The 25,865-nt window shown below is 54.2% G+C and carries 28 protein-coding genes; 18 read left to right on the plus strand and 10 right to left on the minus strand.

Annotated features, from left to right (window positions below):
* Positions 1–405 precede the first annotated feature (405 nt).
* The 10 genes from TU82_RS06140 (at position 406) to TU82_RS29495 (ending at position 10,759) form a co-directional block, all read left to right on the plus strand.
* The gene (locus TU82_RS06140) at positions 406–1,302 is read left to right on the plus strand and encodes a nitrilase family protein (protein ID WP_057722236.1); all 897 of its coding nucleotides are present in this window, start codon (positions 406–408) and stop codon (positions 1,300–1,302) included.
* 39 nt (positions 1,303–1,341) lie between these two features.
* Positions 1,342–2,505: a substrate-binding protein gene (locus tag TU82_RS06145; RefSeq protein WP_057722237.1), complete on the plus strand. Its 1,164-nt coding sequence runs from the start codon at positions 1,342–1,344 to the stop codon at positions 2,503–2,505.
* A gap of 58 nt (positions 2,506–2,563) precedes the next feature.
* On the plus strand, positions 2,564–3,397 hold the full coding sequence (locus tag TU82_RS06150; protein WP_057722238.1) for a branched-chain amino acid ABC transporter permease: 834 nt from the start codon (positions 2,564–2,566) through the stop codon (positions 3,395–3,397).
* 70 nt (positions 3,398–3,467) lie between these two features.
* Positions 3,468–5,201 carry an ABC transporter permease subunit gene (locus TU82_RS06155; protein ID WP_057722239.1) on the plus strand — a complete coding sequence of 578 codons (1,734 nt, stop codon included), beginning with the start codon at positions 3,468–3,470 and terminating at the stop codon, positions 5,199–5,201.
* On the plus strand, positions 5,198–5,905 hold the full coding sequence (locus tag TU82_RS06160) for a branched-chain amino acid ABC transporter ATP-binding protein (RefSeq protein ID WP_057722240.1): 708 nt from the start codon (positions 5,198–5,200) through the stop codon (positions 5,903–5,905). Before TU82_RS06155 ends, TU82_RS06160 begins: the two co-directional genes overlap by 4 nt.
* Before the next feature lie 5 nt (positions 5,906–5,910).
* Entirely contained in the window at positions 5,911–6,912 is a 1,002-nt protein-coding gene (locus tag TU82_RS06165; protein WP_057722241.1) for an asparaginase, read from the plus strand.
* A 9-nt stretch (positions 6,913–6,921) separates the two neighbouring features.
* Positions 6,922–8,073, plus strand: coding sequence for a transporter substrate-binding domain-containing protein (locus tag TU82_RS06170; RefSeq protein WP_156421642.1), 1,152 nt, complete (start codon positions 6,922–6,924; stop codon positions 8,071–8,073).
* Between the two features lie 4 nt (positions 8,074–8,077).
* A complete protein-coding gene (locus tag TU82_RS06175) occupies positions 8,078–8,686 on the plus strand; it encodes an ANTAR domain-containing response regulator (protein WP_057722243.1) in 609 nt (202 codons plus the stop codon).
* A 71-nt stretch (positions 8,687–8,757) separates the two neighbouring features.
* Positions 8,758–9,105 (plus strand): hypothetical protein, encoded by a 348-nt coding sequence (locus tag TU82_RS28620; RefSeq protein WP_057722244.1) that lies wholly within the window; start codon positions 8,758–8,760, stop codon positions 9,103–9,105.
* 616 nt (positions 9,106–9,721) lie between these two features.
* Positions 9,722–10,759: a methyl-accepting chemotaxis protein gene (locus TU82_RS29495; RefSeq protein WP_420893014.1), complete on the plus strand. Its 1,038-nt coding sequence runs from the start codon at positions 9,722–9,724 to the stop codon at positions 10,757–10,759.
* A 415-nt stretch (positions 10,760–11,174) separates the two neighbouring features.
* Here TU82_RS29495 and TU82_RS06190 read toward each other — a convergent pair whose 3' ends face one another.
* The gene (locus TU82_RS06190) at positions 11,175–12,122 is read right to left on the minus strand and encodes a helix-turn-helix transcriptional regulator (protein WP_057722246.1); all 948 of its coding nucleotides are present in this window, start codon (positions 12,120–12,122) and stop codon (positions 11,175–11,177) included.
* 173 nt (positions 12,123–12,295) lie between these two features.
* On the opposite strand from TU82_RS06190, the gene TU82_RS06195 reads away from it, so the two are divergent.
* Genes TU82_RS06195 through TU82_RS06205 form a run of 3 tightly spaced genes read left to right on the plus strand, consistent with a single transcriptional unit; the run spans position 12,296 to position 14,761 of the window.
* Positions 12,296–12,724, plus strand: a complete 429-nt coding sequence (locus TU82_RS06195; RefSeq protein WP_057722247.1) for a hypothetical protein — start codon at positions 12,296–12,298, stop codon at positions 12,722–12,724.
* Positions 12,725–12,727: 3 nt separating this feature from the next.
* Positions 12,728–14,089, plus strand: coding sequence for a M48 family metallopeptidase (locus TU82_RS06200; RefSeq protein ID WP_057722248.1), 1,362 nt, complete (start codon positions 12,728–12,730; stop codon positions 14,087–14,089).
* A gap of 3 nt (positions 14,090–14,092) precedes the next feature.
* Positions 14,093–14,761 (plus strand): hypothetical protein, encoded by a 669-nt coding sequence (locus tag TU82_RS06205; RefSeq protein ID WP_057722249.1) that lies wholly within the window; start codon positions 14,093–14,095, stop codon positions 14,759–14,761.
* Positions 14,762–14,886: 125 nt separating this feature from the next.
* On the opposite strand, the gene TU82_RS06210 is transcribed toward TU82_RS06205, so the two are convergent.
* Positions 14,887–15,438: an ankyrin repeat domain-containing protein gene (locus TU82_RS06210; protein WP_057722250.1), complete on the minus strand. Its 552-nt coding sequence runs from the start codon at positions 15,436–15,438 to the stop codon at positions 14,887–14,889.
* Between the two features lie 234 nt (positions 15,439–15,672).
* Between TU82_RS06210 and TU82_RS06215 the strand changes: the two genes are divergently transcribed.
* Positions 15,673–16,725, plus strand: coding sequence for a DUF1176 domain-containing protein (locus tag TU82_RS06215; RefSeq protein WP_057722251.1), 1,053 nt, complete (start codon positions 15,673–15,675; stop codon positions 16,723–16,725).
* A 73-nt stretch (positions 16,726–16,798) separates the two neighbouring features.
* On the opposite strand, the gene TU82_RS06220 is transcribed toward TU82_RS06215, so the two are convergent.
* The 3 genes from TU82_RS06220 to TU82_RS27660 all read right to left on the minus strand — a co-directional run bounded on the left by TU82_RS06220 (position 16,799) and on the right by TU82_RS27660 (position 19,057).
* Positions 16,799–17,614, minus strand: coding sequence for a hypothetical protein (locus TU82_RS06220; RefSeq protein WP_057722252.1), 816 nt, complete (start codon positions 17,612–17,614; stop codon positions 16,799–16,801).
* A 69-nt stretch (positions 17,615–17,683) separates the two neighbouring features.
* Entirely contained in the window at positions 17,684–18,163 is a 480-nt protein-coding gene (locus TU82_RS27655; protein ID WP_082631970.1) for a hypothetical protein, read from the minus strand.
* Between the two features lie 411 nt (positions 18,164–18,574).
* Positions 18,575–19,057, minus strand: a complete 483-nt coding sequence (locus tag TU82_RS27660; RefSeq protein WP_082631971.1) for a GNAT family N-acetyltransferase — start codon at positions 19,055–19,057, stop codon at positions 18,575–18,577.
* A gap of 119 nt (positions 19,058–19,176) precedes the next feature.
* Between TU82_RS27660 and TU82_RS06240 the strand changes: the two genes are divergently transcribed.
* From TU82_RS06240 to TU82_RS28625, 4 genes are all read left to right on the plus strand, one after another.
* Positions 19,177–19,692, plus strand: coding sequence for a GNAT family N-acetyltransferase (locus TU82_RS06240; RefSeq protein WP_057722255.1), 516 nt, complete (start codon positions 19,177–19,179; stop codon positions 19,690–19,692).
* A 436-nt stretch (positions 19,693–20,128) separates the two neighbouring features.
* Positions 20,129–20,653 carry a hypothetical protein gene (locus TU82_RS06245; RefSeq protein WP_197678321.1) on the plus strand — a complete coding sequence of 175 codons (525 nt, stop codon included), beginning with the start codon at positions 20,129–20,131 and terminating at the stop codon, positions 20,651–20,653.
* Positions 20,654–20,893: 240 nt separating this feature from the next.
* Entirely contained in the window at positions 20,894–21,727 is an 834-nt protein-coding gene (locus TU82_RS27665) for a DUF4393 domain-containing protein (protein ID WP_072024037.1), read from the plus strand.
* Between the two features lie 154 nt (positions 21,728–21,881).
* Entirely contained in the window at positions 21,882–23,129 is a 1,248-nt protein-coding gene (locus tag TU82_RS28625) for a hypothetical protein (RefSeq protein ID WP_072024038.1), read from the plus strand.
* A gap of 265 nt (positions 23,130–23,394) precedes the next feature.
* Here TU82_RS28625 and TU82_RS06255 read toward each other — a convergent pair whose 3' ends face one another.
* The 5 genes from TU82_RS06255 to TU82_RS28630 all read right to left on the minus strand — a co-directional run bounded on the left by TU82_RS06255 (position 23,395) and on the right by TU82_RS28630 (position 25,855).
* On the minus strand, positions 23,395–23,952 hold the full coding sequence (locus TU82_RS06255; RefSeq protein ID WP_057722258.1) for a hypothetical protein: 558 nt from the start codon (positions 23,950–23,952) through the stop codon (positions 23,395–23,397).
* Between the two features lie 352 nt (positions 23,953–24,304).
* Positions 24,305–24,583 (minus strand): hypothetical protein, encoded by a 279-nt coding sequence (locus TU82_RS06260; protein WP_057722259.1) that lies wholly within the window; start codon positions 24,581–24,583, stop codon positions 24,305–24,307.
* An 87-nt stretch (positions 24,584–24,670) separates the two neighbouring features.
* On the minus strand, positions 24,671–25,141 hold the full coding sequence (locus TU82_RS27670; protein ID WP_082631972.1) for a hypothetical protein: 471 nt from the start codon (positions 25,139–25,141) through the stop codon (positions 24,671–24,673).
* Between the two features lie 169 nt (positions 25,142–25,310).
* Entirely contained in the window at positions 25,311–25,571 is a 261-nt protein-coding gene (locus TU82_RS06265; protein ID WP_057722260.1) for a DUF6429 family protein, read from the minus strand.
* Between the two features lie 128 nt (positions 25,572–25,699).
* On the minus strand, positions 25,700–25,855 hold the full coding sequence (locus TU82_RS28630) for an IS66 family transposase (RefSeq protein ID WP_156421643.1): 156 nt from the start codon (positions 25,853–25,855) through the stop codon (positions 25,700–25,702).
* Positions 25,856–25,865: the final 10 nt, after the last annotated feature.

The raw sequence follows: 25,865 nt of genomic DNA on the forward strand, positions 1-25,865 counted from the left end.
GCACACGGGAGTTGCGTTACGGCGCCCGCACTGGAATGCAGATGTCCCAGCTAAACTCACCGGTGTGGACGTCCAGTGCCGTGGGTGCAGAAAACATCTCGAAGCAAGGTCGGTCGTCGCATTGCAGTCCGCTGGACGGAATCCATTTACGCGTCATTCACATTCAGGCGACCTCGCTACGGCATGACGGCCGCCCGGCAGAGTTAGCTATGTTAGAGGGTTCGATTTTGTCGAAAAAAATGCGTTGACAACGTTCGTTAGGCCTGTGTAACGTTAATCCCATCGGTCGCCTTTTCTCGTCAGAAATTGCAGGCCCTCAGCAATATTGCTGGGTACATATCGGCTATAGAAGCCCCTGATTTGCGTGGATAGCGCATTCGGGGGCTTTTTTTTGGAAAAAATTTAATGTCGACTTCGCAATCCACTAACGAAACCCAGGAATTTCCGAGCATCACGGTGGCAGCCGTACAAATGGAGCCACGAGTGGGCTGCAAGGCTGAAAACCTGGAAGTGTCGCTGCGCTTGATCGCCGAAGCGGCCAGCGCCGGTGCGCAGATCGTTGTACTGCCCGAGTTGGTCAGTAGCGGTTATGTCTTTTCCAGTCGTGAAGAGGCATTTGAACTGGCGGAGTCAGTACCGGCAGGCTTCAGCACCCAGGCGTGGGAAGACGCTGCCCGTCAGCACAATGTTTACATCATTGGCGGCGTTGCCGAACGAGTGTGTCATAAGCTTTACAACGCTGCCGTCATGGTCGGCCCCGAAGGTTACGTGGGGACTTATCGCAAGCTCCATCTGTGGGGTGACGAACATCTGTATTTCGAGGTCGGCGACTTTGGTTTACCGGTGTTCCATACGCCTTTTGGCCGCTTGGCGATGATCATCTGCTATGACGGCTGGTTCCCGGAAGTCTATCGGCTGCTGGCCATGCAAGGCGCGGATATCGTCTGCATGCCAACCAACTGGGTACCAATGCCGGGGCAGGGTAACGGCGCCATGATCATGGCCAATACCCTGGCCATGGCCAATGCGCACGTCAACGGTCTGAACATCATTTGCGCTAACCGTGTAGGCACCGAGCGCGGTCAGCTCTTTGTGGGCAACAGCATCATTGTCGGCGCCGACGGTTGGCCATTGGCTGCTCCAGGCAGCGCAGACCGCCAGCAAATCCTTTACGCCGATATCAATCTGAAGGCGTCCCGCCAATCCCGGCACCTCACGACATTCAACACGGTCCTGCGTGACCGACGCACCGATATCTACGACCCCATGCTGGGCACCGGCTGGCAGCTACCTCGCTACTAACCCCCCTTATCTACAATAAAAACGATTGAGGATACTCACATGAAATCCACTTACCCCCTCATCCGCATCGCCGTTCTAGCCGCTTCAGCACTCGTAGCCACTCAGGGACATGCCGCTGAACCGATCAAGATTGGTGTGGCAGTGGGGTTGTCAGGCGCCAATAGCGTCGTGGCACCGGCTGTTGTCCAGTCCTCAGAACTCGCTGTGGAGCAAATCAACGCCGCCGGGGGGATCCTCGGTCGTCCGGTGCAGTTGGAGATTGTTGATGATGCTTCCGGCGCAATAGGGGCGCAGAAAGCCTTTGATACGCTGGTGCTGGAAAAGAAAGTAAACGCCATTATCGCGATGGAAAGTAGCGCGGCGCGCAACGCCGCCTTACCGGTTATTTCCCGAGGTCGCGTGCCCTATATCTATACCTCGTTCTATGAAGGCCGTTCTTGCAATAAGTGGATGTATGTAAACGGTTGGGTACCCGAACAGCAAGTTGCCCCTGTAGTGGATTACTTCAGCCAGAAACTCGGGGCAAAAAACTACTTTCTTGTCGGGAGCGATTACGCCTTTGGCCGGGGCATGCTGAAGTTTACCAAAGCGTACATTGAGCAACACGGCGGGAAGGTCATCGGTGAAGAGTACCTGCCGATGGACGGAAGTGACTGGACGGCCATTATTTCAAAGATTCGCTCGACGCAACCTGACGCGCTTATCAGTGCCACAGCGGGTGGCGCACCTAACGTTTCATTGGCCAAACAGTTGAAAGCGGCGGCGTTGACACTGCCTTATGGCAACCTGGCTATCGACGAAGGCACCGGCAAGACCATGGGGGATGTGGCATCAGGTATGTACATGTCGGCCTCGTACTTGACCAGCATCGACACGCCGGAAAATAAAAAATTCCTGAGTGACCTCGGCCAGAAGTTTGGCGGGAACCTGTCCACGCCAAACGAACTTTCCGAGCCGCAATATGAAGCCTTCTTTCTCTACAAGGCTGCGGTGGAAAAAGCCAACTCCATCGACTCCGCTGCGGTCGTAGAGGCGCTGAACGATGTATCGATCGTCGGGCCGCGTGGCGTTGTGCAGATGAATGCCAGCCGTCATACACCCTTGGCCATGCGTCTGGGCCAAATACAAAGCGATGGGTCTATTCGCATTCTTGAAACCCAAGAAGGAGTCAGCCCAGGTATTCAATGCCCGAATTTGAAATAGTCCACTGCTTGATTACTCAGTAACGCTTCACGTTGCATTCTCCCCGGAGGGAGACGTCATGGTGTTAATTCTAGATATAACAACAACAATAGCCATGCTGTTCATTGTTACTGCGGGCCTGATGATGATTTTCGGAATAATGAAAATCGTCAACTTTGCCCACGGTGCCTTGCTGACCATGGGAGGGTATGCGGCGTTTGTCGTGACCCAACTGGGATGGAGCCCTTGGCTTGCCTGGCCGCTGGCTCTCGCGACCGGCATTATTGTCGGCGCGATCATCGAGTACCTGATTGTTCGGCCACTCTATAAGCGCCCCTTGGATGCCATCCTGGCAACGTGGGGGCTGGGTATCGTGATCGGTCAACTGATCATTCTTGCCTTTGGCCGGGATGTGAAGTTTGCAGACGTGCCTTTGACAGGAACCTGGTCGCTGGGTGGAACGGATTACTCCGCCTATCGATTGCTGTTGATTCCACTGGCACTCGGCCTGTGCGCGTTGCTGACGGGGCTACTCAACGGCACCCGCTTCGGTGTCAAAACCCGCGCCGTCATCATGAACGAGGAGTTGGCCAGTGGCCTGGGCATCCATGCCGGGCGTATACGCTTCATTACCTTCAGTCTGGGCGCGGGCCTGGGTACATTGGCAGGCGCCTGGATCAGTCCGCTTTCGAGTATCGACCCGGGCATGGGGCTTACCTGGCTGGTTTCTGCCTTCATGCTCGTCATGGTCTCCGGGCATTCGATGCCCAGCCTGATCGTGACGTGCGCGGTGTTCGGTGCATGCCAAGTCATCGTGAGCACCTATGCGAGTCCGGTGCTTGGCGGGCTCACGATTGCCGTGTTGGCGGCGTTGACCTTGCGTATTCGTCCAAAGGGGTTCGCACATGACTAACTCTACGTTGCACGCGGCGAACACCAGATCCACGGGGTCCAGTCGCCAGGGAGCATGGGGCCGTTCGGGCATGCTGGCTCTGGTCGGCATCGCATTGCTGGTCGCAGGGCCATGGATTTTCGACAGCTATGTTCTCAACCTGCTGATCAAGGCCTTTCTGTTTTCGATCGTCGTCATCACGGTGGATGTGCTGTGGGGTTACACCGGATATCTCACCTTCGGGCAGTCGGCGTTCTTTGGTATTGGTGCGTATGCCGCAGGCTTGGTTTTTACTCACTTTGGCCTGTCGCCAGGCACTATCGCTATCGCCATCGGGCTCGCGGTTGTCGTCCCGATGGTGGTTGCAGGGCTGGTCGGGTGGCTGTCCTTCTACCGGGGTGCCTCGCCGTTTTTTGCCACGGTTATCTCGCTGGTGTTGCCCATCGTAATGACCCAGTTACTGCTGTCCGGCGGTGAGTGGACGGGCTCCAGTTCGGGCCTGACCGGCTATGACACCTTCGACTTGTCGCTGAATGCCTGGTACTGGATCGCCGGGAGTGGCGTGGCACTGATCGGGCTTTTCGCCTGGCTGTTCGTACGCAGTGATGCAGGGCGTGTGCTGGCGTCGATCCGTGACAACGAGTCCAGATGTGCGTACCTGGGGATCAACGTCCCGACTATCAAAATCCTGCTGCTGATTGCAACTGCGGCGATTACAGGGGTCGCAGGTTTTGGCTATGGCGCCTTCAGTGGCGTGGTGGCGCCCGAGTTATCCGGTTTCGTCTTGGGTACCGAGTTGATCATCTGGGTGGCATTGGGTGGACGCGGAACGTTGTGGGGGCCCATGGCGGGGGCGATTCTGATTAACGTTGCCACGGCCTATCTTGGCAGTCGCATGCCGTTTCTGTGGCAACTGATTCTCGGCCTGTCCTTTGTGCTGGTGATCGTCTTGCTGCCGCAAGGGATCGTCCCGGCATTGTTCAAGCCCTTGGGGTTCGGTGCGCGTTCGCGGCGGGTACCTGCGCTGGTTGAACGTGCGGGGAAAGCTGTTCCCGAATCGGATGGCGTGCCTGCACTCCTGATGGAAGATGTGACGAAGAGCTATGGTTCGCTCAAAGTCTTGCAGGGGATCAACCTCAAGGCTGAGGCCGGTGATCTGGTTGGACTGATCGGCCCCAATGGTGCCGGTAAAACAACACTGATGCGGTGCATGAGCGACGGGGCTGACCGTACATCCGGGACGGTGCATCTATGCGGTAACGATATCCGTCGGCTTCCGGCTGAGGCCTGTGTTCGTTTTGGTCTTGGGCGCAAATTTCAGAATGCCAATATTTTCGAATCCCTGACCGTCGCCGAGTGTTTGCGTATGGCTGGCACCCTGCACGAACGCCCCACGTTTTTCACTCGGTCGGATACGTTGGCTTTGCCATCCTATGCCTTGGACGTTTTGCGGGTTACCGGGCTGGATAGCATGCTGGACGTGGTCGCTCGAGACCTGTCGCACGGTGAACAGCAAGCGTTGGAACTGGCCATGGTGCTGGCCCTGGAACCTCGTATCGTGCTGCTCGACGAGCCTACCGCAGGGCTGACAAAGACCGAGCGCACGCAAATCGGTGTGGTGCTTTCCATGCTCGCAAACCGCTACAAGTTGTGTTGCCTGCTGGTTGAACACGATCTGGATTTTGTGGAACAGATCGCTACCCGAATCGTGGTATTACACCAAGGGGCGATGGTCATGCAGGGTACTTTCGAAGAAGTCGTGAACTCGGATCTGGTCAAGACGATTTATGCCGGATCTGCACTTGCTCCACGGGAGGTCGTATGAACGGTGCCACGTTGGAACTGAATTCAGTTACGAGCGGTTACAGGGCGTCCGTCGTCATACGGGATATGTCGTTCAAAATCGCGGCCGGCGAAGCGGTCGCTTTGCTGGGCAAAAACGGCATGGGCAAGACGACATTGCTCAAGACCATCATGGGGTATCTGCCCAAGAAACACGGTGCTGTTCAAGTCAACGACTGTGACATTACCCGGCTGTCGCCTCATCGAGTCGCACACGTAGGCATCGCTTATGCGGCCCAGGAAAAATCGCTTTTCACCGAACTCAGCATCCGGGACAACCTTCGCATGGGGCTCGAGAAAGATGCGCTGTTCGATGAGCGTTTCGCGGCCATCGAATCCGTGTTCCCGGTGTTCAAGGACCGTCTGAAGCAGTACGCCGGCACGTTGTCGGGAGGCGAGCAAAAAATGCTGCTGGTGGCGCGCGCGTTAATGATGCGCCCCTCCATCATACTGCTAGACGAAATCACTGAAGGCTTGCAGCCCTCGGTGATTGACCGGATCGCTGTCGCACTGGGGCACGAGCGGCAACTCCACGGCACAACCATGCTACTTATCGAGCAAAATGTGCCATTCGCATTGAAGGTGGCGGATCGATACCTGGTGCTCAAACAAGGCGAGATCGAAGAGGAAGGCGACGCCCGCGCGCCAGGTGCTACCGAAGCCATTTTCAATCATCTGAGGGTGTGACGCTCATGGCCCTGTCCAGTACTGACGACCTGCCGTTGTGCCTGTTCATCGCCACAGGCGGAACAATTGCCATGCAAGTTGACCCTTCAACGTCGGCTCCAATACCTGCGTTGTCGGGCAGCGACTTGATCAAAGCCGTGCCTGCCATAGCGACGATCGCGCGGCTCGAAATCAATAACCTGTCTAATGTCCCGTCAGTCGAAATGGGGCCGCAGCGCTGGGTACAGTTGCATCAGGTCATTGAAGCCGCGTTGGCTCGTCAGGATATCGCGGGTGTGCTGGTGTCCCACGGCACCGATACCCTTGAAGAGACCGCGTGGTTTCTCGACTTGACGTTGACCTCCAGCAAGCCTGTTGTGCTTATCGGCGCACAACGCAATGCATCCGAATCGGACTTCGACGGGCCACGCAACCTTTTGAGCGGTGCCAGGGTCTGCGTTGAGCCTGAGTCTTCGGGCAAGGGCGTGATGGCGGTCCTGAACGATCAGATCAACGCTGCACGGGAAGTCAGCAAAACCCATACCTCGGACGTTGAGTCGTTCAACTCGGGCGATGCCGGTTTTCTCGGAAGAGTGGACGGCGATACGGTCATTTTTTATCGCTCATCCTGTCGTCGACAATACTTGTCGCTGGGGCGAGACAGCTTGCCTCGCGTTGACATTGTGGCCATGTACGCCGGCGCCGACGCTACCTCGTTGAACGCTGCCGTCCAGGCGGGGGCCAGGGGGATCGTCATTCAGGCCCTGGGGGCGGGAAATGTGAATGCCGAGGTGTATGCGGCCATTTCGCAGGCCATCGAAGCCGATGTCACGGTGGTCATTGCCACACGCGTCCCCCGTGGTCGGGTCAGGCCCCTCTATGGCTTTGCCGGGGGCGGCAGTACCTTGAAAGAGGCCGGTGTGATCTTCGCCAATGACCTGAGTTCGCAGAAAGCGAGGATATTGTTGATGTTGGCTATCCAAAGCATCAGGTCCGCAACCGAACTACAAGATATTTTTGATCAATAGGTGAGCGTCATGCCCAACACCAAGACAGCAGTCACTAAAGATCAGGGGTGGCCTATCGGCATCTTGTACTCGCGCTCGGGTGCTACCGGTGTCACCGAGTCCGAACATTTTTTTGGTACTGCGCTGGCGATCGAGGAAATAAACGCCCTGGGTGGCGTCCTGAATCTGCCGTTGATCCCAACTGCATATGACCCCAAGGGGGCGGCGGAAGAATACCGACGCTTGACCGGCAAGTTGCTGATCGAAGATGAGATCAACGTCATTTTTGGTTGTTCCCGATCTTCCAGCCGAAAAGCGGTGCTGCCGCTCATCGAACGCCATAACGCGTTGCTTTGGTATTGCTCGTTCTATGAAGGGTTCGAATATTCCCCGAACATCATTTATACCGGTGCCGTACCCAATCAGAACAGCATTCAACTGGCCGCCTACCTGTTGCAAAACAAGGGCACCCGGTTTTTTTTGGTGGGCGCGGACTACATCTATCCGCGTGAATCCAATCGCATCATGCGGGACGTCGTTGAACAATACGGCGGCGAGATTGTAGATGAGGTCTACCTGCCCATCGACGCAGGCGTAGAACAACTCAAGGACGTTTTGAATGAAATCCGCGAAGCCCAGCCGGATGTTGTGTTTTCGACCCTCGTCGGACAGTCGGCCCGCTCTTTCTATCAGTTGTATGGAGAGCATGGACTGGATCCCAAAAAAATACCCATTGCCAGCCTCTCCATGACCGAAGAAGAAATCCGTTTGATCGGGCCGCAACTGTGTGAAGGCCACATCACCGCTGCCACCTATTTCGGTTCGCTGCGCAACGATAGTAATCAACGGTTCATTGAGCTTTGGCGCACACGCTTCGGCGATCGGCCAACCAGCACCTGGTCGGAAATGGCCTATTCCCAGGTTCACCTGTTTGCGCGTGCCCTGGAGCGAGCTGGTAGTCTGGACAGGCGCAAATTAGTCGACGCCGTACACAAGGTGAAATTCGCTTCGCCAGAAGGGCCAATAGCGATTGATGCGGAAAATAACCATTGCGCCCTGACGCCCCGAATCGGCATCTGCCGCAGTGATGGGCAGTTCGACGTCGTATGGGAAGGTTCGGGCCCCGTCAAACCCGATCCTTACCTCTCCACTTTCGGGTTCTCTGAGTTTTGGTTGAGGTAACGCCATGAGTTCCAGCCTTCGCCGTCTCTATGAAGATTTGCGCAGTATCTGCGTTGCGTTTGTTTATCCCCCCGGGGATGACCGCGATATTGTCATGCAACAGCTTAAAAGAATTGGCTGCCGGGTGAAGATCGTCTGGCCATTCCCCTCAGAGCCCCCTGCGGACGTCGACGTCATTCTCTTTCAGATAACGCAGGAGCTGGAAGGCAACAAGATCTGGTCGGGCGCCTCCGTCAACGCGGCGCTCATCGCGCTTTCCGACTACGAAAGCCCGACCATCTTGAAGTTGTTGCTCGATACGCGCGCTCACGGGGTGATTTCAAAACCGTTTCGATCTTCCGGAATTCTTAGCACGCTGGTACTGGCCAGAGCCTCGTATAGCTACCAGGAACGCTTGCAGGGGAAGATCGACAAACTGGAGCTGACCATAAAGTCCCGTCGACAGATCGAAAAAGCCATTCGTGTGTTGGTCGAACGTCAAAACCTGACCGAGACTCAGGCCTACGAACACATGAGATCGCGGGCAACCAAGCTGCATGTCACCGTCGCCGAAGTGTCCGGGATGATCATCGAGGCCCATGAGGCCATGGAACGGCTCGGTTTGAAGCTTTAGCTTTGGCGCGCCGCGATCCGTTTGTACTCGTTGTAACGAGTGCCTACAGCCACTAAAACAAGAAACCCGCTATGACAATGCTTGATTCCCACCTCACGGGTGAGCCTCGGCCTGGCCCTATATCGCCTGGATTTTTTAAACGCGCTCTTGGTGATCTCTCGGTCGGCGGCAAACTGGCGTTTGGTTTTGCGCTCGCCGTGTTGGTAACCATTGGTGTGATTGCTACTGCTTTAGTCAGTCAGCACTTTCTGTTCAATGGCAATGAACAGTTGAACAAGGTCATGGTTATCAATGAACGGGTGCTGCGTGCCCGAGTCGCCGAAAACCGCTTTGCGTTGAGTCGTGCCGATGATCAACAGCAAGAGATCAAGCAGTCGCTTGCTGTCGCTGTCGAAACGCTTAAAAAGCTTGCTGCTTGAACAGAAAGCATCTGATAAACCCTGGTCAGAGATGCTGGAGGCCATTGATCTCTATCAAGCACAATTCGAAGCTTATGCAGGCCTGTTGAACGCTGGATATCTCGCGCAATTGGGGATGCAGGACCAGGCACGTACGGCGGCAGAAAGCTTCGAATTGGTCTTTCTTGATCTGCTCGATAACTTTAGCAGTGGTGCCGGACACGCTGCCATATCCAGCGACAGGTTCACCGATCTTGATCAGACGGCGGCATTGATGCGCAAGCTATTGAGTGTGCGTGATCGTGAAGCCTCCTTCATTCTCGAACCCGACGATGACCACCGTGCCGCTTGGGACATGGCAATGGCTGATACCCATACAGCCATCGACCATTTGCTCACGTATCTACCTCTAGCCCAGCAGCAACCCCTGCAAATGGCCAAGGAAAATCTGGAGCAATATCGGCTGCGGTTCAACACTTTTAGTGACAGCCAGGTAGAGAGTCGGTTGAGCGCGCAAAAAATGCGCGGTCAGGCTGATCAGGTTTTGGCGTTGGCTAGGCATGCATCGTCCGAGGAGCAGGCACTGATGCTCAATGCCGGGAGTCGGGCCGAGAAATTGCTGCTCGGGGCGGCGGTGATGTCCATAGTGGTCAGCCTGCTGGCGTGTTGGATTATCCGGCGCTCGATCGTGTCCCCGTTGAATGAAATCCTGATCCTCGCCAAACGGGTAGCGGCCGGCCGGTTGGGCGACCCTGTTTTTGTGGTAGCGCGCAAGGATGAGCTTGGCGACGTCCAGTCCACAGTGCATGTCATGGTGGCAAGCATTCGAGGATTGGTCGGCCATATGGGGTCAGGTATCGCACAGTTGGGGGCTGACACGTCAGAGCTTTCGTTGATATCCGCTCAGACGCAAAGTGATGTCAGGCAACAGCTCCTGGAAACCGAGCAGACTCTGGAAGCCATGCGCAGGGTCTCCGGAACAGCCGAGCAGGTCGCCCTCAATGCCGAACGAGCAAGCATTGAAACCGAGCAGGCGCGTAGCAGGGTCAGCAGCGGGGGAGAGGTTGTTCAGCGTGTCACTGAGCAAGTCATCCACCTTTCGGGCGATATTGAAGCCTCTACCGAAGCGATGCGTCATCTGCGTCACGAGAGCATCCAGATTGGCAAGGCTCTCGATGTCATTAAGTCTGTCTCCGAGCAAACCAATTTGCTTGCACTCAATGCTGCTATCGAGGCAGCAAGGGCCGGTGAGCAAGGGCGAGGATTTGCTGTAGTCGCCGATGAGGTTCGAGCTTTATCCATGAGTACGCGCGACTCGACGGTGCACATTGAACAGCTCATGCAACAGCTGCGGAAAGGAGCAGATACCGCCGTGGTGCGCATGGAAAGTAGCGGAGCGTTGACCCGTAACGTCGTCCTGCTGGCCGACCATGCTGCGACGGCTCTCGACGATATCTCGCTGGCCATCGCGAGTATTGATGAGCTCAATCAGCAAATTGCCATTGCCGCCGAGTCCCAGAGAACCATGGCCACTCAGGTAGCGCTCAGCATGACTCGTGTTCGTGAAGTCAGCGAAAGCAGTGCAAATGTTGGAGAGCGCCTGGAGAGGTCCAGCGAGGGGCTTCGATTGCTCGGACAGCGTCTGTCGGAAACCGTAGGTAAATTTAACGACTGAAGGTCGACAGTTTTGAGGATCGTCGGACCGTTAAATCCTTGGACACTGCACATGGCGGCGACAATGTCATGATCGAATGACTACCAGATCTCTTTGCCAAAGCAGGTCTTGTCTTGGGAGACCTGAATCGAGTTTGGTTTCATTGGCATATCTGAATGACTTCTATTGGCCGATAGCGGCCTGTCATGGATGCCCCTCAACGCCAAACATGTTCAATGCGTTTCATGCCGTCGGTGCCAGACCATAAGCACAGAGCAGACAACCGCTCGAAAATTCGAGCAATCGACTCAAGAGACAGTGGCTAGCCGAAGGGCCCGAGTAGGTTTAGAACGCTGACAATGCCCCGAGCAAGAGGCCAAGAGGTGAGCCTTTTGACGCACTGATGCATAAGCCAGCAGAGCAGGCGCACCGAACGTCAGAACTCCGCCCCTGGCGGATGGCCGAAATACGCCTTATACGCATGGTTGAAGTTGGCAGGGTTGGCGTAGCCCAGACGGTGGGCAATCTGTGCGACGTGCCATTTGCGCTGGCGCAGCAGGTTGCGCGCCAGTTCCAGGCGCTGTTGGCGCACGTAATCAAGCATCGACTGCCCGTACACCCGGCTGAAGGCACGTCTGAGGGTGGTTTCACCCACGCCCAGCTCCCGGGCCAGCGCCAGAGTGCCGGGTGGGTTCATCAGGTTGGCGTCGAGCTTGAAGCGTGCTTCGTGCGCCAGGTCCGAATGGCTGCGCAACGCGGCCACAGGGTTGGCCGGCGATGGCGCCAGGTGCGTCGCCAGCTCGACCAGCACGGCCAGGCTCAGGCTTTCCTGATTCAGCCGTTCCAACGTCCCTTGGTAGGGCGAGTGATAAAGGCGCTCGAACAAACGCCCGACGACACGGCAGCCGTGCAGTTCTGAAAAGTGCATGCCATCGTCGAGCAGCCTGGCCAGCGATTGCAGTGACGGGTCTTCTTCGGCCAATTCGCGCAGATAGTCGCCGCCGATGCGCAGCCCGGCCATGCGCGCACGGCTGCCGGCAGGCATCTGGTCCATGGCTTCCATGCTTTCGCTCAAGCCCAGCACATGAGGCGCGCCGAGGGTGTATTCATTTAGGCGACCGTCTACCCGATGCTGCCATTGCCCACCCAGTACCTGCACGATGCAAACGCTGTCGGGCAGCACCTTGTGGATGCGTAACGGTTCAGGGAACTGCAAATCGCAGTCGAAATACTGCAGGTGCGACCGCACTGTCTGCGCGCGGTAATGGCCGATCGCGCTGCCCATGACCTGCCGCGCGCTGGCGTCAAATACACCAGCCTGGTCCAGAGCCTCTGGGTGATCGAAGCAGAAGTGGGTGTCCAGATAGGGGTTGCGGCGGTCCATTGGCAAAAGCGTCCGTCAGGGCGGGTGGGCAACGTTGCATGATATCGACATCGGGCAGCCCGATCAGTTGTTGTGAGTCACGGCCTTATTGTTGTGCGCCGCGGCCGGACCGCTTGGCAGGGGTCGGAGCTTTGATTTCAATGGTCGGCTCTGAACTGTCGAGGAAGCCATAAATGTTGATGTATCGCAAGTGGGCAGCGCTGTTGGCCTTGGTTCTGGCCCTGATCGCGGGCGTCGCCCATGCTGACAACCGCCCGGAAGTCGCAGAAAAAGTGCTGGCCTATGCCGGCGAAGGCGGTGTGAAAGTCTGGACCCTGCGCATCGGTGCGCGCGGTGACAATCAGGCGCTGGTGCAGGTAGAGGGCGTGGACCATGACTGGAACATGAAGATCCAGAAAATGGCCGTGGAAAAGACCAGCAAGGACACCCGTTATTCCACCACCGTGGACGGCCAGAAATTCGTGGTGCTGGTGCTGCAACGAGGTTGGGGCGAGCTGTACCTGCCCGGCGAATCGCAGGCGCTGAACGTCGGCTATGACGAGTTCCTGTCCAGCCAAGGCAATGCACAGGCTTTTCTGACCGATTATTTGCAGGCCAACTGAGCCATGGGCCGATTCGCGCGATGGTCGTGGCCGCTGATGATGTTGCTGCTGCCGCTGGTACTGATGGGCTGGGCCAGTGTGCAAGGCGGGCGCGTCGATGACGTGCTGCGCCAAGCACAGGGGCTGGGTAGCGACTACGCCTGGCTGCGCGTGCTTCAGGTGCTGGCGGGGCTGGCCTACTGGCTGGCCCTCGCCGCGTTGGTGGCCGGACCTGCGACGTGGCTCAAGCTGAGGCTGGATGCCTGGCGCGCGCTGAAGTCCCGGGATTTTCTCTACGACCGCCTGTTCCTCTGCTGGCGTGCCTTGGGGCGTTGGCTGGTGGCGTACACCGGGCTGTTGGTGGGCGCGTTGGCCCTGAGCCTGGTGTATGAACTGAGCTGGGGCTGGGACCACTTCAAGGCCGGTGGCGCGTTCATGCTGGTGGTGGCGGTGCCGCTGATTGCGGTGCTGTGGGCGGGATGTTTGTTGATCGGGCGTCTGCGCCAGCGATGGCATGCCCTGGATAGCCCGTCCTCGGGGGTTCTGGGGCAACGGATCGGGCGTGACAAGGCTCCGGCCTTGTGGGCGTGGATTGAACAACTGGCCACAGTCACCTGCGCGCCGGTGCCCGACCATATAGTGGTGGGCATCGACCAATCGTTTTTCGTCACCAGCGTCGATGTGCTCCTGCAACCGGCCTGCGACTTGCTCTGCGGGCGTACCCTTTACCTGCCGCTGACCTACCTTTCGACCCTGAGCCAGGCCGAGACCGCGTCGATCATCGGTCATGAGCTGGGCCATTTCAGCCGCCGCGATACCGAGCGCGGCAGCGAGATCGGGGCGCAGTTCAGCCTGATGTGCCTGCATTTTGCGTCTATCCGTGCCGAGGATGCCGACCCGGCCTGGATCGAGCGCCCGGCGATCTGGATGACGCAACGTTTCCTGCATTACTTTCAACTGGCGGTGCATCACTGGGGCCGCGCTCAGGAATTGGTCGCGGATCGGGTGGGCGGCAACATCGGCGGTGAGCGCCTGTTCTGCCAGGCGCTGTTACGGGTGATCGCGTTGGACGGCGAAATCGCCACGCTGCTCGCCGAGCGTCACTCCAACTTGATCCAGGCCCTGGCCGACCACCTGAGCCACACGCCGCTGCGCCTGAACGAGGCGGCGCTGGACCACGCCGTCGCGCACCCTTTCGATACACACCCGCCGACGGCATTACGCCTCCAGCAGTTGGGCGTGACGTTGGATGAGGCACTGCTGGCCGAGGCCACCCGCGTGCCCACCGAACACGACCGACACTGGTTCAGCCAACTTACCCGTACGGCGTCGCCGGCTGCCACGCAGCCCGAATCACCGCCGATACCAACCGTCCAAGGAGAATGACTCATGACCCAACCCTTCGATCCGCTGTCGGATCTCGCCAGTTCACTCAGCCAGGAATATGCCGATTCCCGCGACGCCCAGCGCGAGCGTGCGATGGCCGAACTCGAGCAGGTTATCCAGCGCGTACCCGAGCAGACCGAATTCACCAACTCACGCCGGTACAAGGTGCGCGGCCCGCTGTTTTTGCTGATTGCCCTGGGCTTGCTGGGGTACGCCCTGAATCGCGGGGCCACTGGCCTGGCCGTATGTGCCGCGGTGATGGCGGTGGTGTTTGTATTGATGACTTGGCAGCACCGCAACGCCGGGCAACACGCATTCATGCGCTTGACCCGCCGCCAGCTGTTTGTGGACACCCTGAGCGCACCGTTGAATCTGGTGGACATTGTCGACGTGTCCGTCGGTGAGGAAGGCTGGCTGACGGTGCAGAAACTGCTTTTGCGGCCCGATGCGCCCCTGCCTGTTCATCGCTCCGCGCGACAGCTGTTCGGCAACCAGGCCCTGGCCCTGAAAAAGCCCCAGCCGCAGATCCGCATCCATTCTGCCGGCCTGATGCATGAGGGCGTTACCCTGGATTGCGACCAGGTTGCAGATATCCTCAACGCCTATTGCAAAGCCGCCCACGCGCAACAACATCTCGATGCGCTGCGCCAGGGCACTCGGCGCGATTGCTGAGCGGTTGTAGGGTGAAATCAGGGTCAGGTGAAACCAGCGTCAGACCACATTTTAGATAATGGTGGTTTGACCCCGTTTGTAGACCCCGTTTGTATGCGATGGGCAAGGCCGAGAAACTGGGCATTTCACATACGCAGCGTCGATTCACCATCCATTCCGCAGGGAGGATCGAATGTGCCATGCCATCCAATCAGCGGGCGTCCGAACGAATCTGCGTAATACCTGGCTTCGCTGGGAATTTGTACGACTCCTCCCGCATAGGCAACGAGCATCAACGTACTCGCTCGACGCTCATTCGCCTCCTCGAAAAGGTTACTGCTGGGCAGCAGAGCCGGGTTGGACGGAACTGACCACAAGGAGCGATCCTCAAAGCTTGACCGATCCAGTAGAAGAGCGAGTTCACTGTGTCCATGCTCCCGAGCCACCTCAATTGCGGACTTCCCTTTGGCGCTCTGCCTGGCAGCTGAACCACCAAGGCGAATGAGCTCAATGCATGCAGACTCGCGTCCGAAATAAGCGGCTTGGTGCAAAAACGTCCAGCCGGAGAACGGCGCCTGGTACAGGCTGCAAAGCCTGCCGAGCAAAGGCTCTTGCATCCACTGCGACATAACGCTGTCCCAGTCTCCATTTTTGGCCTGCTCGTAGATTTGACTTATCAGATGGTTCAGAGCGCTCATGCGTTTACGACCTATGATCGACAGTGTGATTCCGATCGGGATCACGTTGCGCGGGATTATCTACGATGGAGGTAACGCTGCGACATATCGGTTTTTCATTTGTTTAAAGTCTGCCCCATTTTTTCTTGCCGATTGTTCAGTACGGCAATTCTGTTGTGACTGACGGCCATGCAATAGGTATGAGCAAATAATTCTGCCCTAATACGCTTTTACCTGTTCAAAGGCATCGGTCGGATGATACGAAGCACTTTCATATTCCTTTTGGCTGCAGGCATTGGCTGCGCGCACGCTGGCGAGAAGGTCCCGTTGGCGCGCGAAATCAAGGACTGGATTATCGGCTGCGATAACACACGAACATGCACGGCCATCAGTGCGGTGCAGCAGCGCGATGACACTGGCTTTTCAACGTTCAGCGTACGAATCACACGTGAAGCCGGCCCGCAGGGCGCCTTGCATGTCGGGGTGTTCAGCTACACAAAACCCCTCGGCCAGCCAACACTTGATGACGATCCGCTGAAGTCTCAATTTGAGCCTGGCGAACTGAAAGAAGGCGATACGCCCGAGGTATTTGCGCTGAACGGTAAGTCAGCCCAAGCCCTGATCACAGAGTTGCGCAACGGCAACTACCTGGTGCTGCCGTTCAAGGAGGATAAATCGTACGCATCGCTAAGCGGGATGAGCGCGGCGCTGTTGCTGATGGACTCGGTTCAAGGGCGGGTCGGCACGCAGGACGCACTGATGTCCAAGGGGCCGGCAGCCGCCAGCGGCGTGCCGCAAGCCCCTGCGGCTCCGATAGCGCCAAGTTGGCAGGCGCCTCCCCCGCTGACTCCGGACAAAGCAAAAGAGATCACGGATGCCGTGGTGGTCGCCACGCGCAAGGACTGGCAGGAAGATCTGAATGAAGGTGTCGCGCCCAAAGCCAAAGCGTACGCCTTGAGTTCAGATCAAGCGCTAGTGATCATCGAAACCGGCTGTGGGGCCTACAACTGTTTCTACACTATTTACCAAGCGCCCCTGGACCACCCGGAGCAGGCGCGTGCAGCGCTGATCGCCGAAGTGCCAAACCTGCCGGAAAGAGAGCCCCAGGGCTTCGTAGCGTTTGATCCGGCCACGGGTGAACTTAGCAGTCAGGTAAGGGCGATGAGTATGGGCAATTGTGGCACTGCGCTGCGCTGGCGTTACGATGGTAAGGGTTTCACGCTGACGCATGCGGCTGAAATGATCCCGTGCATGGGGCTGGATCAGGTGTATTGGCCTGTGCTGTGGCGTACCCAGGCAAGCCGCTGATACTGTCGGATACCCCACCATGCTGACGTTCCTGATTGATCCGTGCAGTGACACATTGGTTGCTTTGGACTGGTCAGGCCGTCGAAAGAGCAATCGCTTTTTCTAAGACGGCTTGTAACATCTTCTCCGGTGATTGTGCCTTGTTGAAGACGCTCGGTGACAATTTATCAGCGTCGTTTTCAGTCGATTGCCTGAGAAGGGCGAGCGGCCCCGATTGTTCTAACTGCTCTTGGTAAAGACTTTTTATACTGTCCCTAAAGCCATCAGGGTATGCCGCTTTCTCGACCGCTGGAAGATCATCGAAATAGTCCATGATGCCTTTGAAGATTTCACTGTTGTCACCGCCGTTCGTGATATTGGCGTACAACTTGGAAAAATAGGATTCATCCTGCTTACTAAGCTCCCCATAGGCGGCATATCGTTCTGCATCCGTATAGGTTCCTGAGTCATCATAAACAATATTGCTTAGCCCGTTTCGAGCCATACCTTCAAATGGGTTTGGAAGTTTTTCCGGGGGGAGTTTAGAGAGCCCAATTGCGTAATCCAATGACTGCTGACCTAACGCCAAACGGGCAGGGTCGTCTGTTTTGGGAAGCAGGTCCTCATTATTAAGATTCCCGCCAGCAATCCGCTGCCCGAAATTGTACATGTCGCTCTGACCTTTTGCATATTGTCCTTTTAAATCCTTATTGGACATAGAGGCTTGTTTATCATCAGCGTTACTTAATGCGTACAGTGCCCGTGCAGAATCGGAGATTGTGACGGTCTCCGTCGTCTTGAGGGCGACATCCCCTGAAGGTAAATTTACAGGGTTGGACGAAGGCGGCTTCTCTTGTGTAGACACTTTTGCCTGTGTGCTTGCTTGATACGATTTAATCGAAATATCCATGGTGATACTCCATACGCTGGAGATAGATTGAGAGCTATCTCCAGCTAGGGTGCCTATACAAATGTCGGATTATTTGATTTCAAATTCGACAGTGTAGTTATAGGGAGGCGTCGATTGAATTGCTGTGATAGTGGCATTGCAAGTAGCCATATCCGAACCAGTGCTGGTGCCCATTTTAGTCCAGCTAGGAGCTTTAGTCGTTGGATTGACTTGGTGGCTTGCTGCAAAACGACATTTCTTATTACCTGACGTATAGACGAAGCGCATTCCTGAAACCGTATCCGCCACACTGGTCAGGGCAAATGTGGTCGTTGCAGACGGCAGAATCGTACTTGGGGAGGGGGCTACACTCCCTGAAAAGTACTCGAAGGTGTAGGCGGCTGGACCGGTCGTAGAGTTCTTTACCTTGACGGTGACGATTATGCCTGCCTGGGCAGATGCAATCATAGAGGCGAATAGAGTTGCTGCCCCGAATAGTTTAGCGAATCTCATAAATATCCCTTTAATTTGATAATCACTATGACTCTTGTCTTGCGCGTCGTCTTGCATAGAAAAGACAGCAAGACTCAACCTCTATAACGGCAGGTGACCAGAATTCTTTAAGCCAAGGGTTGCCTTTTTGACACATCGAATGAATAGCGAATTCACTACCTGCAGGAACTGACACATATCCAGCCTGCAACCCTTCAATTTCAATAGCTTGCGCAGTGGTCCTGGTTGCCGCTGCCGGCTATCACCATAGTGGCGAGGAACTGCGCAGCGAGAGTCCTTACCACTGCCGCTAACCCTGCCAGCAAACCTTCCGTTTCACCCCAAAGGCGGGTCAGGAATATGAACTGATTCTGTTGAACGGTGGCCAGTGCCTGGTCGCATTGCAGCGTTTGAACCCGGCTGGCCAAGCTGAAAACGAGCCTGTTGAAAAGGCAGAGCTTTGCGTACGCCGAGGTGCATCATATCCAGCTAGCAGGCCGGGCCAATCGCCGGAACATGCTGACGAACATAATAATTGTCGAATTCACTGCTTTCGATGAACTGGAAGCCATGGCGGGTATAAAAGCGATTGGAAGCGCTTTCTTTGAGAGCGCCCACTTTAAGAGGAAGCGCAGCTGCATCCGCTTCTTTGAAAATCTGCGTGAGAACAGCAGACCCCACCCCTGATCCTTGCGCGCTCGGCCTTACATACAAATGATCGAGCAAGAGTTCATTGTGGTGATGTTTGACCACTACGAAACCCACCCTCTCTCCAGATACCTCGATGTAACGTGTGTAGCGAGCTTCAAAGCCGCTAAGAAACCGCTCCCGCGCACGGACCGGATCAAACCGCCCAACACGCTCCAGACTTTCGCGCATGGCCTCAATTCGAATGGCTACCAGATTATCCAAGTCGCTTTGTTGAGCGGGGACCAAAATGATGGGGGAATTTTGATTGGGTGTGACGGGCATAGGGTGTGCTCCAACTACCATCCTGGGGGCTCAGTATAGAGAGCCTGATACTGATGAAGCGACCCGCATGGTATGTTCACGGCATAAATGGAGTAACGGCCGCCAGGAAGGAAACTGCAATGCCAGTCGACACCCACCCAATCCGCATTCTCTCGCAACGCCTTAGTATTGAGCCCTTTTGCGAGCAGGACGCTGCTGAGTCTTTCCCTTGTCTCACACCGTCTCTGACTCGCTACATGTCCTGGGAGCCGCCTGCCTCGCTAGAAGAATACGCGCAAGTCTGGGAGCAGTGGCTGCCTGCGATAGCGGATGGCAGCGACATCGTGTTCACGGTCAGGGAACTGGTGAGTGCCCGTTTTACCGGCTTGGTCGGGCTGCACCATACCGGCAGTGAAACACCGGAGTTGGGTATCTGGATCCGTGAAGATAAACACGGGCTGGGCTTTGGTGGTGAAGCGGTGCGGGCGGTTGTTCAGTGGGTTAGCAAGCGGGTGGCGGCAAAGCACTTCATCTATCCTGTTGCGACGCAGAACCGTGCGAGTCGACGTATTGCCGAAGCTTTGGGGGGAGTCGTCATTGAGAGGCGGATGACGGAGAAATATGATTCGGTTGTGTACCAGATACCGGGGGTTTAACTCTGGGTAACAGGTTTGCCGATTGTTGTCCTTCACGAACGGTAGAAACCGGCCAGAAGCGGACTATGGACACTATACTCATGGCTCCGTAATCTTCCTGTTAAGCCAGTCGTTTTTCTCTACCTCTACTGACGGACGTTCCCCTGCTAGTTTTTAAGGCTGTGGAACACCTCACAAGTCAAACATTAGGCGTGAAATGAGCATACCGAGACCCTACCGAAGAACGTGCCGACAGTTCGCCGATGGAAGCTATTCCGAAGGTGGGCGGTGGATGTATTTGCTACATCCAAAATATGCGACAGATCCAAGACACTATGTTCGAGCATTCCTATTGCTACAACAGGATTTGCTAGAGTTATTCTCATTTATTGAACCAAGCGATTCAAATTTAAATACTTATTCTCATCGAATACAGCAACTACTGATGAGAACATGCGTGGAAATCGAAGCAAATTTCACAGCCATCTTTCTAGATAACGAATTTCCCAGAGCAAATCAAAGCCTAAACATTGGCGATTATAAGCTGATCAATCGCTCACACAGACTTTCGGCCTTTGAAATTCGCATTCCTGGCTGGAAAGGCATCCACGGTCATCGTAAGCCATTTGCAAATTGGAACACGGATGAACCGCTACGTTGGTACCAGGCTTACAACAAGTCAAAACACAACAGGCACGAGAATTTTCACCTTGCGACATTCGACGCTTTAATGGATGCGTTCGCCGGGCTCAATGTTCTCATATCCGCCCAGTTTATGAATGAGGAATACGGGCCGGGTAGTAAGTCCCTATCGATCAGCGGTAACTATACATATGAAGGAAATGATGGAATGGAGGCATCTATTGGCGACATGCTTAGGATTCGCTTTCCCACAGACTGGCCAACTGTTGATAGCTATGAATTTGATTGGAGTGCCTTGTCCACGCTGGACGATCCATTCGTCAACTATGTGTATGAATAGTACGCCTAATAATTCATCCAAGCTAACGCCGTCTCGCGGCGTGGTATGACTTAGGAGTTTGCGATAGTCGGATACTGGTCGGAAGCGGCTGAGCACGTCCGGCTGCAATCGGCTAGAAGCGGACGCTCACTCAAGACAACTGCTCGCAAATTGTATAACTGGAAGGGAAAAGGATGTAGCGGTGCGTATTCCACGCATGCATGGCACAATCGTTACTCATATGAACACTGGGAGAAATATATGTCCGATTCAGGAAATGTCAAAAGCACGATTGATGCAGTCACAGGCCTAGTCAAAGAAGTTCCGATTTATCAAGACTTGCTGCAGCCCTCGGTTCGAGAGATCGGGAAAGGATTACACACTGTAGCCAAGACAGTGAATATCGCATTATCACCTCTTAGCACTCTAGTTTGGGGTTATGATCAACTCAGCAAATTTGTGACGACAAAAGTAGCGGAAAAGCTTAAAGATACACCGGTTGAAAATATAATACCGCCTAAGCTTAATGTGGCAGGGCCCGCATTGGATGCCCTTCGATACATTGGCCATGAAGAAGCACTTAGTGATTTGTATGCCAATCTTTTGGCCACAGCCATGGATAAAGCAACAGCAGAATCTTCTCATCCTGCATTCGTTGAGATAATTCGCCAGATGACGGCTGATGAAGCGAAAATAATGAAATTGTTTTTAGACCGAAATGCTTTCCCAATAATAACTATTCGAGCAGAAGTCAAAGAAAGCAACGCGGGATACGACCACACAATACTAATAAACTTCCTTGGTGATGATGCGCATTGCGAACTACCTAACATGAGCCCTTACTACATAGACAATTTGCGGCGTCTGGGGCTTGTAGAGATTCTGCCTGTATATGGCCTACACGATTCTGATGGGTATAGCAGATTGGAAAGTGGCGAAGAAACCCAAAAAATACTCCTCGGCATTTCAGAAAAAACCGAATATGAAGCTAGAGTAATTCGCGGCGGCGTTAAAATCTCTCCGTTGGGGAGCTTGTTTCTAGATGCCTGTATTAAACTAAAAGCCTCGTCGTCCGACACCCCACGTTTTGTGTAGACAAGTTGCCGATTACTACTATTCGCAACCGGCAGCTTTCGGCTAAACGTGTCCTTTGGGTGTAGAGGGGACGCTCAACGTTTTATTTTTTAGCTCTCAAGCGATTTATTTTGTACAACTTAAAAGCCGACAGATAAAAAATAGAGGGCTGAATATGAAGATAGGATGGAAGACTAAAAATAGCAATTTGAAGCCCGAAGAAATTATTAAAAAAATTGAGAGTATAAAAAAAATAACCGTTGATGGTCGAGTATCATTCGAAGCCTTTGAATATCACAATGCCTTCGCAAGCCTTTTCTCAATGATTGAGTTAACGTCAAAATCGGACGGACTAAATCTTGACTCAATTCTGTCCAGAAGTATTTCAATCACTGCTACGGCAGGAGTGCTCACTAAAGATGCGCTAATGGAAAACATTCAGAAAATTTGTCGAGCTGAGCTCGCTACCAGAGAAGAAAAATATTGTTTCCTCACTTCTGTATCCATCAACCCTGCTCACCTGACTCTTAAGTCAATATACATTGAAGATACACATATAAATTTATTTTCTGGAGACTATCCTAAAAAATACTACTCTAGGAGCCGGGAGATTAAGGCATCTCACCGTACGTTGAATGACGAACATGAGCAATATTGCAAGGTTAAGATCCAGTTGAAAGCCAAAACCGACCAGGGAGCCACGACGAAAGCACTGAGAAGCTTAGACATACTCAGAGCGATTATGGCGTTATTTGGAAATTCGAGTATGGAGCTAATGGGAAATAAACAGGCCGCCATAAATAAAGTCAGGCTGGGGCAGACGCACACATTACACTACTTTAGTGGCAAGCCAGCAAAATCGACTGTATGGTATGAACCATATTTTGAAGCAGGTAAAGTATACTCACCATCGAAGCCGGAAGTATTTGGTAAAAACGTCAAGTGGGCTCTTTCAAGATTAAAAACATGCAAATACGGTAGAGTAATAAAGGACTCGCTACTTCGATACGTCCGAGCACTGGATGAAAGAGAACACAATTCGGCTCTTATAAGGCTTTGGGGCGCACTAGAATGTCTTGCATCACCATCTGACTCAAATAAAGATGGCATACCTCGACGCTGCGCTTTCTTATTCGAAGAAAGCGAGTTTCATCAACAAGTACTTGAACACCTTCGTGAACATAGGAATCAGAGCGTACATGCCGGCGAAGAAAGCGAGCGCGCTAAAACATATTGTTATCAAATACAGTTTTATTTCAGAGAGCTCATCTTATTTCATCTACGCCGATCCGACGACTTCCAGTCTTTAGCCGAAGCTAACCAGTTTCTCGACCTGCCAGCGAAACCAAGCGATCTACAAAGAAAGATTGATCTGTATAAAAAGGCGTTAGAGTTTCAAGGCGGATCTACGGATATCCAATGACGCCATTGCAGAAAAGCTCATGAGTATCCACTACTCGATCCCGAGTAGTGCTTGCGCGGAGGAACGGCAAGAATGCCATATTGTGTTAGCAATACCCATAGCGCCAGCATGAGCGCCGCAAGGGTGTCGCGTGGTGGTAACGAGCAAGATGTTTCGACTACGACGGTTCACCCGAAGCCGGCATTTACTAAGGTCTGCTTTCGGCCAAAAGCTGCCGCTCACTTGAGATAAATTTCGAACGCCCCAAAGCCTGTTAACATGCGTCTCAACGCGCACATTGGCCTATTCGAAGAAAATCTTTAAGCGCCGCCTGATAGAGCTTAAATGGCTGATTGTCCGTATTGAATAGTGCAAATGGAATCAACGTGAGATGTGAAAACGACGTAGAGTTTATCGTGTAGGTTTTCTGCCTGCAAAAGCGCTGATCCTTATTCAATATAAAATCATACTTGAAAAGGTTAGTCCGCGTACACCAACTGGGGATCAAACCCAGACTCAAGCCCGTCAGGTAATCTTGTCCGCAAGCGCCGCCAGATGAGAACTCCGAGATCTTTATTTCTAACGCCGGCAGGGTTGGGACGGCGAGGCTGGAGCCCGTATCCCGTGCATCGGGAACAACCTTGAGTGTCGCTGCGTATGCGCCCTTGCCGAAGCGACTGTTTTTCCATGGGGAGTTTATTGCGTAACTGAAGCTGGAGATGATTTCTTGTGTCTCGGGTTCAGCGGGTTCGTGGATTGTCGGCTGGGACGAATAAGATGTGCAGCCGGAACAGAATATCGCAATGCTGACAAACACCAACCCATTGGCTTTTAAGCGACGCATACTCAGCTTTCCCTAACTATCAATTAGCCGACATTCCTGTGACTTAATACCGTATAGCATCTTATCTACACACCATATTGCTGAATCAGAATAACAGGGCAGGCTGTACGCGCGACACATCGGGAGAGAGAAAAGGCCGCGGCGATGCTTTCTTTGCCCCAATCCAATGCGAGCCCGCGAACTGATCGCCGGGTTTCTGGACCCTGCCATCGGGAGCGTGACGCATGCTTATCAACTGGATGTGAGGTCGCTCGATAACCCCGACAGAGTGTTCGGAATGTCGCCCGGGCAGTTGCAGGGACGACTCGCCGCTGTCGCCATGAGGGTATGGGGCAACGGCACCCGCCCTCCGCTAACGCGGCCTTTTATCCAAGTTAAATTTGCTCAACAATTCGGCACCGTCAGTGACACCAAGAATCTGATCGATTGCAGCGATTTTAAAGCTTGCATTGGCGATCTGAAAATCTGCGTTGTTGTATGCAGCCTCCGCCTCATTGTGGAGCGCGTAAGCCATGTGCGCCGCGACACGGACGCTCATGGATGCATCTACATCTGTGCCCAGATAATCGGCAAGCAATGTCCTGATCTCGAGCAGTGCGAGCGCGAGTAGCCTGGTCTGGTCAGTTTGCATAAAGTGATCCCGTATTCTAAAAACGAGAGTGCTAGTGAATTCGTAAGGTTACATAAACGCTCGGTCGGGAAAAAGTGACGATTGGGGTCAAGCGTCTATGTCATTTATCAGTTCGCGCCAGACATCCCTGGCCTTCTGTTCCGAGGTAAAAACTTGTACTTTTGGATGCCAGAACTCCCCCTCAATTACGATGCATTCCAGGGTAGAGTCTTGAAACGTAAAGACATAATGGATGGCATTTTCTAGAAACCGCTGTTTATCGTGTCGCGGATGAGTGGCGTTTCTCTGCTCAAGCTCTGCTAGCCAAGGTGAATTATCTATTCGATGAATGTGGTAATGCTTGAGGCCAAGTCTGACAAGCGGATGTGCCCCCAAAGCCTCGTCGTTTGGGGAGCCGAACTGAATTTTTTTAACCAGGGGAAAATGGATTACAACTATTTGTTCCCCAGCGGCGCAATACCTTAAACATAGCTGCGTGTCGGTGGCAAACACGACGGGTTCGGGGGATGTACTTGGTTGTGGCCAGCGGTCGAGCAGCACTACTGTTGCAAATGACATATCGAAGCCTAGTGAATAAACAGGAGGCAAACAGAGTGGGAGAGCGACGCGTTGTCGTCAAATGGTTCTGATCGCTACGGGACTATAGGGGGCAGACCACGATTAATCAGAAAGTCAGGGTCGGACCACACTCTATATAGTGGTGGCCTGACCCCGTTTGTACTTGAAGTCAGGTATCCGAGTCGGATCCATGCTCCACTTGAGTGCTTACCCCAAACAATCGGTCGGCTATCTGTCGACCACGCTCCAGCCCTTCAGCCGTCAACCAAATCGATTTGTTCTTGTTCACCGGATTGCTGATGAAACCGTGTTCATGCAGTCGGCTCATGGTCTCGAAGTCGAACCCTTTCCAAGCATTGCCGTTATCAAAACTGAAGGTTACCAACAGGGCAAGAATGGCTTCTTCAATCAATTTATCGTCGTATTCCATGATCGTTGCTCCGCTCGTTCTTTAAACTCATCTTAAGCCCTACCTGGCCATCAAAATGGACAGCGCGTTTGACTAAGCGACACCGGTTTGCGCACCCAAGGCGTTGTAACCAGCGTAATCATCGGTCGTCAGGTAGCCATGATAGCTTTCGAGCAATCAAATTCAGCAAGGGTTACGGGGTTTTTAGGGTCAGCAGTCCGCTCTGACTTGCGCCCGAAAAAACGCTGCTGCAACAGCGCGTTTTCTTCTTCAAGACGAACGATGGCACCGACTTGCTTTTCCAATTTCCCCCAA

The organism is Pseudomonas orientalis (assembly GCF_001439815.1).
Classification (GTDB): Bacteria; Pseudomonadota; Gammaproteobacteria; order Pseudomonadales; family Pseudomonadaceae; genus Aquipseudomonas; species Aquipseudomonas orientalis.

Bases quoted from the DNA above. Each gene is read 5' to 3' on its own strand.
- TU82_RS06200 (WP_057722248.1), top strand. From the start codon at position 12,728: ATGGGCCGATTCGCGCGATGGTCGTGGCCGCTGATGATGTTGCTGCTG.
- TU82_RS06240 (WP_057722255.1), top strand. From the start codon at position 19,177: ATGCCAGTCGACACCCACCCAATCCGCATTCTCTCGCAACGCCTTAGT.
- TU82_RS06145 (WP_057722237.1), top strand. From the start codon at position 1,342: ATGAAATCCACTTACCCCCTCATCCGCATCGCCGTTCTAGCCGCTTCA.
- TU82_RS28620 (WP_057722244.1), top strand. From the start codon at position 8,758: ATGACAATGCTTGATTCCCACCTCACGGGTGAGCCTCGGCCTGGCCCT.
- TU82_RS06165 (WP_057722241.1), top strand. From the start codon at position 5,911: ATGGCCCTGTCCAGTACTGACGACCTGCCGTTGTGCCTGTTCATCGCC.
- TU82_RS27660 (WP_082631971.1), bottom strand. From the start codon at position 19,057: ATGCCCGTCACACCCAATCAAAATTCCCCCATCATTTTGGTCCCCGCT.
- TU82_RS06205 (WP_057722249.1), top strand. From the start codon at position 14,093: ATGACCCAACCCTTCGATCCGCTGTCGGATCTCGCCAGTTCACTCAGC.
- TU82_RS06255 (WP_057722258.1), bottom strand. From the start codon at position 23,952: ATGCGTCGCTTAAAAGCCAATGGGTTGGTGTTTGTCAGCATTGCGATA.
- TU82_RS28625 (WP_072024038.1), top strand. From the start codon at position 21,882: ATGAAGATAGGATGGAAGACTAAAAATAGCAATTTGAAGCCCGAAGAA.
- TU82_RS06220 (WP_057722252.1), bottom strand. From the start codon at position 17,614: ATGGATATTTCGATTAAATCGTATCAAGCAAGCACACAGGCAAAAGTG.
- TU82_RS06150 (WP_057722238.1), top strand. From the start codon at position 2,564: ATGGTGTTAATTCTAGATATAACAACAACAATAGCCATGCTGTTCATT.
- TU82_RS27655 (WP_082631970.1), bottom strand. From the start codon at position 18,163: ATGCAAGACGACGCGCAAGACAAGAGTCATAGTGATTATCAAATTAAA.
- TU82_RS06195 (WP_057722247.1), top strand. From the start codon at position 12,296: ATGTTGATGTATCGCAAGTGGGCAGCGCTGTTGGCCTTGGTTCTGGCC.
- TU82_RS27665 (WP_072024037.1), top strand. From the start codon at position 20,894: ATGTCCGATTCAGGAAATGTCAAAAGCACGATTGATGCAGTCACAGGC.
- TU82_RS29495 (WP_420893014.1), top strand. From the start codon at position 9,722: ATGTCCATAGTGGTCAGCCTGCTGGCGTGTTGGATTATCCGGCGCTCG.
- TU82_RS06215 (WP_057722251.1), top strand. From the start codon at position 15,673: ATGATACGAAGCACTTTCATATTCCTTTTGGCTGCAGGCATTGGCTGC.
- TU82_RS06265 (WP_057722260.1), bottom strand. From the start codon at position 25,571: ATGGAATACGACGATAAATTGATTGAAGAAGCCATTCTTGCCCTGTTG.
- TU82_RS06190 (WP_057722246.1), bottom strand. From the start codon at position 12,122: ATGGACCGCCGCAACCCCTATCTGGACACCCACTTCTGCTTCGATCAC.
- TU82_RS06170 (WP_156421642.1), top strand. From the start codon at position 6,922: ATGCCCAACACCAAGACAGCAGTCACTAAAGATCAGGGGTGGCCTATC.
- TU82_RS06160 (WP_057722240.1), top strand. From the start codon at position 5,198: ATGAACGGTGCCACGTTGGAACTGAATTCAGTTACGAGCGGTTACAGG.
- TU82_RS06210 (WP_057722250.1), bottom strand. From the start codon at position 15,438: ATGAGCGCTCTGAACCATCTGATAAGTCAAATCTACGAGCAGGCCAAA.
- TU82_RS06155 (WP_057722239.1), top strand. From the start codon at position 3,468: ATGCTGGCTCTGGTCGGCATCGCATTGCTGGTCGCAGGGCCATGGATT.
- TU82_RS06140 (WP_057722236.1), top strand. From the start codon at position 406: ATGTCGACTTCGCAATCCACTAACGAAACCCAGGAATTTCCGAGCATC.
- TU82_RS27670 (WP_082631972.1), bottom strand. From the start codon at position 25,141: ATGTCATTTGCAACAGTAGTGCTGCTCGACCGCTGGCCACAACCAAGT.
- TU82_RS06260 (WP_057722259.1), bottom strand. From the start codon at position 24,583: ATGCAAACTGACCAGACCAGGCTACTCGCGCTCGCACTGCTCGAGATC.
- TU82_RS06175 (WP_057722243.1), top strand. From the start codon at position 8,078: ATGAGTTCCAGCCTTCGCCGTCTCTATGAAGATTTGCGCAGTATCTGC.